Source organism: Ectopseudomonas toyotomiensis, assembly GCF_017167985.1.
Classification (GTDB): Bacteria; Pseudomonadota; Gammaproteobacteria; order Pseudomonadales; family Pseudomonadaceae; genus Aquipseudomonas; species Aquipseudomonas toyotomiensis.
Genome location: NZ_CP070505.1, coordinates 1,986,619 through 1,998,796, shown reverse-complemented (window position 1 = coordinate 1,998,796; position 12,178 = coordinate 1,986,619). Strand labels below are relative to the sequence as shown.

13 protein-coding genes are annotated in these 12,178 nt (G+C 63.9%); 2 read left to right on the top strand and 11 right to left on the bottom strand.

Annotated features, from left to right (window positions below):
* Position 1: 1 nt before the first annotated feature.
* Positions 2-1,642 (bottom strand): Na/Pi cotransporter family protein, encoded by a 1,641-nt coding sequence (locus JWV26_RS09235; protein WP_074919195.1) that lies wholly within the window; start codon positions 1,640-1,642, stop codon positions 2-4.
* Positions 1,643-1,730: 88 nt separating this feature from the next.
* A complete protein-coding gene (locus JWV26_RS09230) occupies positions 1,731-2,861 on the bottom strand; it encodes a PilT/PilU family type 4a pilus ATPase (protein WP_072425284.1) in 1,131 nt (376 codons plus the stop codon).
* A gap of 187 nt (positions 2,862-3,048) precedes the next feature.
* On the opposite strand from JWV26_RS09230, the gene JWV26_RS09225 reads away from it, so the two are divergent.
* Positions 3,049-3,789: a substrate-binding periplasmic protein gene (locus tag JWV26_RS09225; protein ID WP_206418874.1), complete on the top strand. Its 741-nt coding sequence runs from the start codon at positions 3,049-3,051 to the stop codon at positions 3,787-3,789.
* A 16-nt stretch (positions 3,790-3,805) separates the two neighbouring features.
* On the opposite strand, the gene JWV26_RS09220 is transcribed toward JWV26_RS09225, so the two are convergent.
* On the bottom strand, positions 3,806-4,711 hold the full coding sequence (locus tag JWV26_RS09220; protein ID WP_074919191.1) for an AEC family transporter: 906 nt from the start codon (positions 4,709-4,711) through the stop codon (positions 3,806-3,808).
* A gap of 68 nt (positions 4,712-4,779) precedes the next feature.
* On the opposite strand from JWV26_RS09220, the gene JWV26_RS09215 reads away from it, so the two are divergent.
* A complete protein-coding gene (locus tag JWV26_RS09215; protein WP_074919190.1) occupies positions 4,780-5,199 on the top strand; it encodes a GFA family protein in 420 nt (139 codons plus the stop codon).
* A gap of 181 nt (positions 5,200-5,380) precedes the next feature.
* On the opposite strand, the gene JWV26_RS09210 is transcribed toward JWV26_RS09215, so the two are convergent.
* From JWV26_RS09210 to JWV26_RS09175, 8 genes are all read right to left on the bottom strand, one after another.
* A complete protein-coding gene (locus JWV26_RS09210) occupies positions 5,381-7,336 on the bottom strand; it encodes a DUF7844 domain-containing protein (protein ID WP_206418873.1) in 1,956 nt (651 codons plus the stop codon).
* Entirely contained in the window at positions 7,333-7,653 is a 321-nt protein-coding gene (locus JWV26_RS09205) for a DUF2388 domain-containing protein (protein WP_074919188.1), read from the bottom strand. The genes JWV26_RS09210 and JWV26_RS09205 overlap by 4 nt, the downstream gene beginning before the upstream one ends.
* 145 nt (positions 7,654-7,798) lie before the next feature.
* Positions 7,799-8,122 (bottom strand): DUF2388 domain-containing protein, encoded by a 324-nt coding sequence (locus JWV26_RS09200; RefSeq protein WP_017676109.1) that lies wholly within the window; start codon positions 8,120-8,122, stop codon positions 7,799-7,801.
* An 83-nt stretch (positions 8,123-8,205) separates the two neighbouring features.
* Entirely contained in the window at positions 8,206-8,409 is a 204-nt protein-coding gene (locus JWV26_RS09195; RefSeq protein WP_072425291.1) for a DUF1127 domain-containing protein, read from the bottom strand.
* Between the two features lie 223 nt (positions 8,410-8,632).
* Positions 8,633-8,848, bottom strand: coding sequence for a DUF1127 domain-containing protein (locus tag JWV26_RS09190; RefSeq protein ID WP_017676107.1), 216 nt, complete (start codon positions 8,846-8,848; stop codon positions 8,633-8,635).
* Positions 8,849-9,205: 357 nt separating this feature from the next.
* The gene (locus JWV26_RS09185) at positions 9,206-10,642 is read right to left on the bottom strand and encodes an NAD(P)(+) transhydrogenase (Re/Si-specific) subunit beta (RefSeq protein ID WP_206418872.1); all 1,437 of its coding nucleotides are present in this window, start codon (positions 10,640-10,642) and stop codon (positions 9,206-9,208) included.
* Positions 10,643-10,644: 2 nt separating this feature from the next.
* The gene (locus JWV26_RS09180) at positions 10,645-10,959 is read right to left on the bottom strand and encodes an NAD(P) transhydrogenase subunit alpha part 2 (RefSeq protein WP_072425293.1); all 315 of its coding nucleotides are present in this window, start codon (positions 10,957-10,959) and stop codon (positions 10,645-10,647) included.
* Between the two features lie 11 nt (positions 10,960-10,970).
* Positions 10,971-12,092: a Re/Si-specific NAD(P)(+) transhydrogenase subunit alpha gene (locus JWV26_RS09175; protein WP_072425294.1), complete on the bottom strand. Its 1,122-nt coding sequence runs from the start codon at positions 12,090-12,092 to the stop codon at positions 10,971-10,973.
* Between the last annotated feature and the right edge of the window lie 86 nt (positions 12,093-12,178).

Genomic DNA, 12,178 nt, shown 5'->3' with positions numbered 1-12,178 from the left:
ATCACTCGCCGCCCTCGAGCCTGAGCGCGCCGGTCTCCTGGCCCTCCAGCACCACATAGGCGCTGGAGCAGAACAGCGAGTTGAGGCGCTTCATGTCGGCGATCAGTTCCAGATGCAGGGAGCTGGTCTCGATGCTCTGTGGCACCTGGCGCTGCAGCCGGCCGATATGCGCGTGCGCCAGGCGCCGCTCCTGCGCCCGGAAGCGGCGCTTCTCGCGCAGCAGCTGGCTGGCGCTGGCGTGATCGGCGCTGAGGAACACGTTAAGGCCCAGGCGCAGGTTGGCTGTCAATTGCCCATGCAGGCTGGTCAGCTCCTCCAGCCCCTTCTCGGAGAAGGCTCGGCGCTGCGCAGTCTTCTCGTTCTGGATCTTGCCGAGCATGCGCTCGATCAACTCGCCAGCCTGCTCCAGGTTCACCACCAGCTCGAGCGTTTCCGCCCAGCGCCTACTTTCATGCTCACTCATCGCTTCGCGTGGAACCTGTGCCAGGTACAGCTTGACTGCCCGGCACAGGCTGGCGACATCGTCATTGAGGCTGCGCAGCGCCTTGTTCAACGCCGGCTGGTTCTGCTCCAGCACTGGCAGCAGGTGGCCGAGCATGGCCTCGATCTTGTCGCCCACGCGCAGGGTTTCGCGCACGGCGTTGGCCAACGCCAGACTCGGTGTGGTCAGCGCCGTCGGGTCGAGGTGGCGTGGGAGGGCGATGCCGCTGTCATCGGCACGGTCCGGTAGCAACCAGTTGCAGAAGCGCGCCATCAGCCCGACGCTGGGCAACATCAGCACGGCGCGCAGGCTGTTGTAGAGCAGGTGGAAAAAGATCACCAGCTCCGCCGGGCGCCAATTCAGGCTGTCCAGCCAGTCGGCCAATGGCTGCAGCACCGGCAGCACCAGCAACAGTCCGATCAGCTTGTAGATCAGGCTGCCCAGCGCCACACGCCGCCCGGCAGGGTTCTGCAGGCTGCTGGTGAGAAAGGCCAGCAGACCGCTGCCGATGTTGGCACCGATCACCAGGCCGATGGCCACCGGCAGGCTGATCAGCCCGGCACCGGCCAGGGTTGCGGTGAGCAGCACGGCGGCCAGGCTGGAATAGGTGAGCAGGGCGAACAACGCACCGACCAGCGCGTCGAGCAGCAGATCGCCAGTCAATGACGCGAACAGCACGCGAATGCCACGCGCCTCGGTGATTGGCGTGGCGGCGGCAACGATCAACTCCAACGCCAGCAGCATCAGCCCGAGGCCGATGGCCACGCGGCCGAGTTGTCCTGCTCGGGTCTGCCGCCGCGAGAGAAAGAAGATCACCCCGAGAAAGATGAGCAGCGGGCTGAGCCAACTGAGGTTGAGCGTCAGCACGCGTGCCATCAGCGCCGTGCCGACGTCGGCGCCGAGCATGATCGCCAGGCCCGGCGCCAACGCCATCAAGCCCTGGGCAACGAAGGAGGTGACCAGCAAGGCCGTGGCGTTGCTGCTCTGCACCAGCGCCGTGACGCCGATGCCGGCGACAAACGCCAGCGGTCGGCGGCCGATGTTGTGGCTGAGCACCTTGCGCAACTGCGAGCCGAACACGCGCAGGATGCCGGTACGTACGATGTGTGTGCCCCAGACCAACAGGGCAATGGCTGACAGCAAATGCAGCAGGGTCAGCATGAATCGGCCCCCCTGAAAGACGGCCGATGAGGAATTATGGTTTCGGCCTGTATAGATGAGCATCGGCCGAAATCGCTGATAAAGCCAGTCAACCGTCGCGCAGCACCTTGAGTTCGGCGTCGTCGGCGGAGAAACCGCGCTCGAGTTTGAACTTGAGGCTGAGATCGGTCCGCGAGTCGGCGAACTTGAGCGCTTCGGTCAGACTGATACGGCCGGCTTCGAGCAGGGCGAACAGGTGCTGGTCGAAGGTTTGCAGACCCTGCTCGGCGGCTCGTGCGATGGCCTCGCGCAGCTCGTCCAGTTCGTCGCGCTGGATCAGGTCGCGGATATAGGGCGTGCCCAGCATCAGCTCCACCGCCACCACGCGTTTTTGCGCGATGCCCGGTACCAGGCGCTGGCCGATCACCGCGAGCAGGTTGTGCGCCACGTCGGCCAGCACCTGCTTGCGGGCGTCGTCGGGAAAGAAGCGGGCGATACGCTCGATGGCGTGGCTGCTGCTGGTGGCATGCAGCGTGGCCACGCACAGATGGCCGGTTTCGGCGTAATGCAGCGCGTGCTGCATGGTCGCGGCGTCGCGGATCTCACCGAGCATGATCACGTCCGGTGCCTCGCGCAGCACGTTGCGCAGGGCGTCATCGAAACTGTGGGTATCGAGGCCGACTTCACGCTGGTCGATGATCGAGCGCTGGTGGCTGTGGAGAAATTCAATGGGGTCTTCGATGCAGACGATATGCCCGCTCTTGTGGCGATTGCGGAAATCCAGCATCGCCGCCAGGGTGGTGGACTTGCCCGAACCGGCTGCGCCGGTGACCAGGATCAGCCCGCGATCCTGCATGGCCAGCTTTTCCAGCATTTTTGGCAGGCCGAGCGCCTCGAAGCTGGGAATCTGGCTCTTGATCAGGCGCACCACCATGGCCACTTCGCCGCGCTGGTAGTAGAGGTTGACCCGATAACGTCCGGCGCCCTGCAGGCTGACCGCCAGATTCATCTCCAGATCGCGCTCGAACTCGGCAACCTGCTTCTGCGTCATCAGTTGATAGGCCAGCTGTTGCACCTCGCCGGCCTTCATGACGCGCTGGCCCACCGGCTGGCTGTGTCCTTCCACTTTCATGTGCGGCGGTGCGCCGACGCTGAAGAACAGGTCCGAGCCGCCGTGCTGGTGGATCAGCTGCAGATAGGGGAAAACGTCAGGCTGATCGTTTGCGTTGGTGTCATTCATCGGCTTGCCGCATCTCGTTCGTGTTGCGACAAGAATAGACGGCGTCCTGCCCAGCCCGTTGCTTCGTATCAAGAGAACAGCATGAATTGTCGCCCTATAGCCTGGTTGCACTGGACAGCCGTGCTTGTGAGAGCAAGAGTCAATGATCAGGGCAGCAAGGCGATTGCGCGCCAGTGACTGGAGATCGATGGTGGGATTATGGGGGGCGGCTCTGCTGAGTCTGCTGTTGTGCGTCTCGGTGCGAGCCGAGGTGCTGCACCTGGCTACGGGCGATGACTATGCGCCATTCACCGGCAAGGCATTGCCTGGTCAGGGCATGCTCACCCAGGTGGTGCGGGCGGCGCTGGCTGAACAGGGTTCGGCAATCACGCTCGACTGGCTACCCTGGAACCGCGGTTACCTGAAAGCCAAGCGCGTTGAGTACGACGCCACCTTTCCCTACGTCCGTTCTGCCGAGCGCGAGGCGGAGTTTCTCTACTCGGCGCCCATTTATGTGGCGGAACAATACATCTTCAGCCGGGCCGGTGATCACATCGAACTCGATGATCTGCCTGCCATGATCGGCCGGCGGCTCTGCTATCCGTTGGGCTGGCAGCCGCCGGTGGCGATCCAGCAAATGGTCGAGCAGGGCGTACTGCGCCGTCATTCTCCACTGGGTCTGCAGGAATGCGCACGGCTGCTGCTGCTCGAGCGTGACGACCTGTTCATTGCCGACCGTAACCTGGGGGACAGTGCTTTGCAGAGCGCTGGCGCTGATCTGGCGCAGTTTCACCGGTCACGAGTGCCGTTTCAGAGCAGTACGCTGCACTTCATCGTCTCGCGGCAGCACCCGCGTGCTACCGAGTTGATCGAGCGTTTCAATCGTGGGCTCGAGGCGCTCAAGGCACGCGGCGAATATCAGCGGCTGATCGAGAGCTACGTGGAGTAGCGTCCGTGCTGGCCAATCAGGCCAGCAACATCATGATCGCCACCAGGCTGCCGGCCGCCAGCAGCGTCTGCAGGGTGATGATGCCGGCCATCAGCTGGCTGTCGCCGCCGAGCTGGCGGGTCAGTACATAGGCGGTGGGCGCCGTGGGCAGGGCGAAGAACAGCACCAGCACCGCGCTCTCCATGGCCGGCAGGGCCAGCACCCAGGCCACGCCCCAGGCCAGCAGCGGCATCGCCAGCAGACGCAGCGCACTGTTCCAGCCCAATGCGGGAATTTCCCCGCCCAGCTGTTCCGGCTTGAGCGCCGCGCCAACGCAGAGCAGGCCCAGCGGCAGGCTGGCGGCGGCGAGCAGGCTGAGCAGGCGATCCGTGCCGCCCGGCAAGCCGATGCCCGTGAGGTTGAACAACGCGCCGCCGACGCAGGCGAGGATCAGCGGATTCTTGATGATCGGCAGCAGCAGGCTGCGCGCGCTGACGCCACGTTCGGCGGTCAGCGACCACACCGACAGCACGTTCACCGTCGGCACCATCAGGGCCAGCATCAGCGCGGCGAGGGTCAGGCCTTCCTGACCGAACAGGCTGCCGACCGCGGCCAGGCCCAGGTAGGTGTTGAAGCGCAGGATGCCCTGAGTGAAGGCGCCAAAACGTCCAGCGGGCCAGCCGCGCAGGCGCCGTACCAGCAGCAGCGCCAGCCAGGCGATGCCCAGGCCGAGCAGCACGGCCAGCGCCAGGCGCGGCAACGCCGGATTGTTCAGCGGCGCTCGGGCCAGGCTGGAGAACAGCAGGGCAGGGAACAGAATGAAGTAATTAAGGCGCTCGGCACCTGGCCAGAAAGCCTCGCTGGGGAACTCGCGCAGGCGCAGCCAGTAGCCGGCGACTATCATGGCGAACAGCGGCCACAAGGCCAGCAACAGGTCTATCACGGGAACCCCCGGTGGTGGTAAGCGCCTATCTTGGTCAGCGGCGCGGGGCAATGCAAGGCGGAGGCAGGATGAAGGTCGAACATCAGGGCGGCTGCCAGTGTGGAGCACTGCGCTATCGGATCGATGCGCCGCTGACGGACATCGCGCACTGCCATTGCTCGATCTGTCGGCGCAGCAGTGGCGGCATCCTCACCACCTGGGTCACGGTGCCGCGCCAGGCATTTCACTGGCTGCGCGGTACGCCGAAGGCTTTCGCCTCATCAGCCAGCTGTACACGCTATTTCTGTGCGGACTGCGGTGCACATCTGGCGCTGTTCACTTCGCTCAGCCCGGATACGCTGGATGTAACCGTGGCCACGCTGGACGCGCCGGAGCAAGCCCCGGCGGATCGGCATATCTGGGCAGGCAGCCGCCTGCCCTGGTTGACGGTCGATCCGCAATTGCCGGAAGAAAACGAAGAGATCATTCCCATGGGCCTCGATTCGTAGCCGGATGCAAACCGGGAAGCTGGGTGCGACTGTGTAGGAGCGGCGCCCCGCCGCGAATCGTGGCGCGGCAGGCTCGAAAAGCGTCGCCTCAAGGCGGGGCTCCTACGCAAGGCTGCTTCGGAGCTGATCGATACAGTGGCCATCGCCCCGGATTGCATCCGGGCTACCCCGGCTCTGGAAACTAGGGCAGCTCCAGCCCGCCACTGGCCTTGTGCAGGGCGCGCAGGTGTTCGCCCAATGCCACCAGGTTGGCCTCGTTGGCCTCCAGTTCAGCCAGGCGCTCGGGTTGCAGCAGGTTGCGCACTTCGCCATCGAGCTCGTCGCTGAGCTGGCGCAGTTGCTGCTGACGCTCGCGGCTGCTGATTTCGAGGCGCTCCCACTCCTTCTGTTGCGGCAAGCCGTAACCGCCTTCGAGCAGTTCGGCCGGACGGCTGAGGAAGCCGCTGTTGGCCAGGATCTGTTCAAGCGCGGCACCGGCCTTGTTCAGGCTCGGATCACCGGCGGCGCGGCCGGTCAGGTAGCGGCGCTTGAGTTCGTCCTGAGCCAGCAGCAACTGCCTGCGCAGCGCGGCTTGCTCCAGCAGCAAGAGGGCGGCGCTGGCGCGCAGGTCGGCTTTGGCGAACCAGTTGCGTCGCGTTTCGGCAGGTTGTTCCAGCCAGGTTTCAACGCTGTCTTGAGTAATCGGCAGGCGTTCGCGCAGGACGCGGAACATGGCTTGGTAACGCTCGCGGAAGGAGTCGAAGCGATAGCCCAGGCGCAGCGCCTCGCGCGGATCGTCGAGCACTGTGGTGTCGGCCAGCCCGCGTGCATCCATCAGTTCCAGCAGGCCGTTGGGCAGGATGCTGTCGAGGGCATGCAGGCGCGGATTTCCGGTACCGCTGCGTAGCAGCTTGAGGGTTTCCACCGCACAGTTGTTGGAGACGAAGTAGTAGTCACCGTCATAGCTCCAGTGCTGTTCGGCAGCGCGGACCACCAGTTGTTCGACCTCGTCGCGCGACAGGCGCAGCGGTACCGAGGCCAGGCTGCGCAGCTCGACCTTAGTGTATTCATCAATCACCTGCTCCAGCGGCAGCACGAACAGGCGCGAGGGGTAGACGCCGGTCAGGCCATCCCAGCTCGACAGTTGCAGGTCGCCGACGAAGGCGCGGTAGGACAGCACCAGGTGGTGGTCGAGATCCAGGCGGCAGTCCGGGCCACGCGGCCGGCCCGGTGCGCAGACCACCAGGCGCAGCATGCTGTGACCCCAGCGGCTCATCCAGGCATCGTTGGCTTCAGCGAGCAGGTAGTCGACTTCATACACGCGCTCAGGATCAAGCCGCCTCAGTGGCTGCAAGGCGAAGTCGCGCCCGGCATTGAGGTAGGGATAGTCGTTGCTGCAGTTCTCGCTGGGCGGCGTCCAGTCGAAGTGCTCACGGAAATAGCGCGCCAGCGAAGGGCGGCGGCAGGCATAGCTGGGGTCGAGCAGAAAGTATTCGAGGTTGACCGCGACGAACTCCAGCGCATTGGTCAGCTCGTAGCTGTCCGGGCTGCGTGCGACCTGGCCGTTGTCCAGATCGCGCGCGCCTCGCTGGCCGACACGTTGCGGCCAGCCAGCCAGATCGAGCAGGCGCGGGTCGTCGCTGAGGGTGAAGCGGCGCTCGGTCTGGCCACGACAATCCTCCGGCAGCCCAACCGGGCCCATGGAGCTGACGCGCTGTCGGCATTGGCTGATGTGGCGGCGCTCGGCCGCAGACCAGAGGCGGGCGCGGTCGTAGAGGTGGGTCAGTTCATGCAGCAGGGTGGCCAGCAGTTCCTGGCGCTGGGTGCCGTGCGGGCGACCGGTGCGATTTTCTGCCGCCGAGCCATCGACCAGCTTCGGCAGTAGCTCGGCGTTAAGCTCGATGCCGCTGAAGCGACCGACCTGGCCGTAGATCTCCGAGGGCAGTCCGGTACGCCAGCTGACCCTCACTTCTCGGTCCAGTTGCTGGACGAAGCGCGGGGGCAATGCGGCCATCGCCTCGTCCAACAGGGCCTGGCTCGCCTGGCGTTCGGTTGCGCCTAGAGCGCTGTCGTCCAGCGTCAGACGCAGCTGCGCATGGGCGAAGCCTGCGGCCAGTGCCAGCAGCGCACCGCAGCACCAGGCGGCGAGGTGGGTCACAGAGCGAGAATGGCTTCGGCCAGTTGCAGATCGCTGGCAGCCTGCGCTTGCGGCAACTGCTGGCGGATGGCCTGCAGCGCAGCTTCCAGTTGCGCACCGCGAATCTCACCGGCACTGGCGACGAAGCTGGCGGCATCGTCACGGGCCTGCACCACGGCTTTCATATCACGCAGCGAGGTGGTGGTGTCGGACGTGAAGTTGATGCTGCGATCCAGGGCGCGCACCACGATGTTGCTGGTGGCGACCACGGTTTGCGCCTGAGCGATACCGCTGAACAGGGCGCAGGCGGCGACGGCGATGACGAATGAACGACGCATGATAAGAAGCTCCGAGAACTGCAGAACGGACGATTTGACGTGGACAGGCCGGCGCGGTTCCCCGCGACCAGGCAGGTAGGTGAAGTTTACGGGGCCATGCGGCGTCGGTCAGCAGCGAGCTTATCGATAGACGTGTGCAAAGTTTTCACAGGCTGAGGATGGCCTGAGCCAGGGCCAGGTCATCCGCCGTCGCCAGCGCGGCGTCATGACGGCGAATGTGCGCCAGGGCCGCTTCGAGTCGTACGCTGCGGATAGCGCCAGCGCTGGCGACGAAACTGGCGGCGTCATCGCGGGCCGCGCGCAGCTGTTTCATGTCGCGCAACGAGCTGGTCGCGTCCGAGGTGCCCTCGGCCGTGCCGGCCAGGGCGCCTCCCAGGGTATCGGTCGTCGCGACCAGGCTGCTGGCGCAGGCGGTGCCTGCCAGCCCTAATGAAAGGAGCGCTGCAATCAGGGATTTCTTCAGGTGCATATGGGGTAACTCCGGTAGGGCGGGGCGCTGTTCTGCCCGCATCCGCAGCTTAGCCCAATGGCATTCCCAGCTCCATTACTGGCTCAGCGCCAGAAGGGCTTGGCCAGTTCCTGCTCACGCTGAGCTGTGCTGATGCCGGCGTCAGCCAGTTGTTGCTCATTGAGCAAAGCAAGCTGCCGACGAGTACGACGGTTGCGTTGCCAATGACGCAGTGTCGAGTAGAGGCTGAGCCATTGCAGGGACTTGCCGTGTGCAAGTTGCGAGAGTGGTTCGTGAGTGCGGTCCATGGCGTTCTCCTGTCGAGAGACAAGGGTGGCAGCTCATGTTCTCGCAAGCGCTCTTGGGCGAGCAGATACAACCGGGGGGAATTGTGCGGGGGCAGTGGCGGTTTTATGGCAACTGTACTGCTCGCTCGGGCGATGACTGTTGCAGATAAAACGAAAGCCCCACCGCAGCAGAGACGGTGGAGCTCTCAGAAGATCCCAGATTGGGATGGAGCAAAGCGGGGTGTTAACGCCAGAACGGCTTCTGCAGTTCGACGTAACGCTGATTTTCGCTAATGCCGGCGTCAGCGAGCAGGCGGGCATCCAGTCGAGCCAGTTGACGGCGGCTGACGATGCGGCGCTGCCACAGGCTGAGGGTGGCGATAACGCGGAGCAGCCAGGCCGATTTGTCGCTGGCAACGCTGTGAGTTTGAAGCAGGGCGGAACTGAGGGTACGTTCCATGGTGGTCATCCTTCCGCTTGTGGCGGCGCTGGTGTTTGCTTTCGATGGGCAAATTATCCCGAGCGCAGTGGTGGCTCAGTAGTCACAGCTGGATGAAATTGTTGTCCTATTAGATAGGTTGCTTTGTAACTGTTCGGTCAGGAATCGATATAACTGTACTGGCCATAAGTGAAAAGACTGGGTGCAACCAAATAGAGCGAGATCTTTCACTAGGTGCAACCCAAAAATATTGGTCTTTCAAACGGTACAGTTTGAAATTGATTTGCTGTGATGGCTGACCTGAAAATCAGCTTTTTGCCAGCCCCATAAACGGGAAACCCGGCACATGGCCGGGTTTCCTGTCTGATCGGGCAGGGCTTATTCCACGGCCTTGACCATGTCCTCGATCACCTTCTTGGCGTCGCCGAAGACCATCATGGTCTTGTCCATGTAGAACAGTTCGTTGTCCAGGCCGGCGTAGCCGCTGGCCATCGAGCGCTTGTTGACGATCACAGTCTTGGCCTTGTAGGCCTCGAGGATCGGCATGCCGGCGATTGGCGACTTCGGATCGTTCTTCGCCGCTGGGTTGACCACGTCGTTGGCGCCGAGCACCAGCACCACGTCGGTCTGGCCGAACTCGGAGTTGATGTCCTCCATCTCGAACACCTGCTCGTACGGTACCTCGGCCTCGGCCAGCAGCACGTTCATGTGGCCAGGCATACGCCCGGCAACCGGGTGGATCGCGTACTTCACGGTCACGCCGCGGTGGGTCAGCTTCTCGGCCAGCTCCATCAGTGCATGCTGGGCACGCGCCACGGCCAGACCGTAACCGGGCACGATGACCACGGTGTCGGCGTTGGTCAGCAGGAAGGCGGCGTCGTCGCTTGATCCCGACTTCACGCTGCGTTGCTCCTGGCTGCCGCTGGCTGCACCGGCATCTGCATCGGCGCCGAAGCCACCGAGGATGACGTTGAAGAACGAACGGTTCATCGCCTTGCACATGATGTACGAGAGGATGGCGCCCGAAGAGCCGACCAGGGAGCCGGCGACGATCAGCATCGAGTTGTTCAGCGAGAAGCCGATACCGGCCGCCGCCCAGCCCGAGTAGCTGTTGAGCATCGACACCACCACCGGCATGTCGGCGCCGCCGATAGGGATGATGATCAGCACGCCGATGACGAACGCCAGCGCCACCAGGATAGCGAACGAGGTGATGTCGCCGGTGAAGGTGTAGACCAGGCCCAGGCCAAGAATGGCCAGCCCGACGGCCAGGTTGAGCAGGTGCTGGCCTTTGAAGACCACCGGCGCGCCCTGGAACAGGCGGAACTTGTACTTGCCCGACAGTTTGCCGAAGGCGATCACCGACCCGGAGAAGGTGATGGCGCCGATGGCTGCACCGAGGAACAGTTCCAAGCGATTGCCGGCCGGGATCGGGTCGGTCATGCCGGCGACGATGCCCAGAGACTGCGGTTCGGCCACCGCGGCAATGGCGATACATACCGCTGCCAGACCGATCATGCTGTGCATGAAGGCGACCAGCTCAGGCATCTTGGTCATTTCCACGCGCTTGGCCATGACCGTGCCGATGCTGCCGCCGACCAGCAGGCCGGCGATGACGAAGCCCAGGCCCTGTAGGGCCAGTTCGCTGCCCAGCTTGTGGATCAGGCCGACCGTGGTGACGATGGCAATGCCCATGCCGACCATGCCGAAGACATTGCCGCGTCGTGACGAAGTCGGGTGCGACAGGCCCTTGAGCGCCTGGATGAAGCACACCGAGGCGACGAGGTAGAGAACAGTGATCAGGTTCATGCTCATGGTCAGTGCTTCTCCGCCTGCGCTTTCGGCGCCTTCTTCTTGAACATTTCCAGCATGCGCCGGGTTACCAGGAAGCCGCCGAACACGTTGACCGCAGCGAGGGCCACGGCCAGAGTGCCCATGGTCTTGCCCAGCGGAGTGACGGTAAGCGCGGCAGCCAGCATGGCGCCGACGATCACGATCGCCGAGATGGCGTTGGTCACGGCCATCAGCGGGGTATGCAGGGCCGGGGTGACGTTCCACACCACGTGGTAGCCGATATAGATGGCCAGCACGAAGATGATCAGGTTGTAGATGCCGTCGGAAATCAGATCCATGTCCCTACTCCTTAGCCGTTCTTGCGCACGACTTCGCCGGCATTGCACATCAGGCAGGCCGCGACGATGTCGTCTTCGAGGTTGAGCTGGAACTGGCCTTCCTTGTCGATCACCAGCTTGAGGAAGTCCAGCAGGTTGCGTGCGTACAGGGCGGAGGCATCCGCCGGTACCAGTGCGGCCAGATTGGTGTGGCCGACCAGGGTCACGCCGTGCTTGACCACTACCTTGTCGGCTTCGGTCAGTGGGCAGTTGCCGCCTTGCGCAGCTGCAAGGTCGATCACTACGGAGCCAGGCTTCATCTCGGTGACGGTGGCTTCGTGCAGCAAGGTCGGTGCCTTACGGCCCGGAATCAGCGCAGTGGTGATGACGATATCGGCCTGCTTGGCGCGCTCGTGCACGGCCTTGGCCTGACGTTCCATCCAGGACTGCGGCATCGGTCGGGCATAGCCGCCCACGCCTTGGGCGCATTCACGCTCTTCGTCGGTCTCGAAAGGCACGTCGACGAACTTGGCGCCGAGAGACTCGATCTGCTCTTTGACTGCAGGGCGCACGTCGGAGGCCTCGATCACCGCGCCCAGGCGCTTGGCCGTGGCGATGGCCTGCAGACCGGCAACACCGGCACCGAGAATCAAAATACGCGCGGCCTTAACGGTACCGGCAGCAGTCATCAGCATCGGCATGAAGCGTGGATAGTGATGGGCTGCCAGCAGCACGGCCTTGTAGCCGGCGATATTGGCCTGCGAGCTCAGTACGTCCAGGCTTTGCGCGCGGGAGGTGCGCGGTGCGGCCTCCAAGGCGAAGGCAGTGACGCCGCGAGCATTCATGCGCGCGATGGTCTCGTTGCAGAACGGGTTGAGCATGCCAACCAACACGGCTCCGGCTCTCATATGAGCGAGCTCGGCGTCGGTCGGTGCGACCACCTTGAGCACGAGGTCTGCGCCAAACGCGGCAGAGTCATTGCCAATGGTCGCGCCAGCAGCTTCATAAGCGCTGTCTGGAATGCTGGCGCTGATGCCGGCGCCGGCCTGGACGGTCACCTGATGACCTTGGCCGACCAGCTTCTTGATGGTCTCTGGGGTCGCGGCAACCCGCGTCTCCCCGGCATGGGTTTCGAGAGGAACACCGATGTGCACTTCTAATCTCCTGCGTGATCTTTTTTGTGAACCGGAGCACTGCGCTGGCGCGCCGGCGATTGGGGATCAGCACATAACCCGCCGGA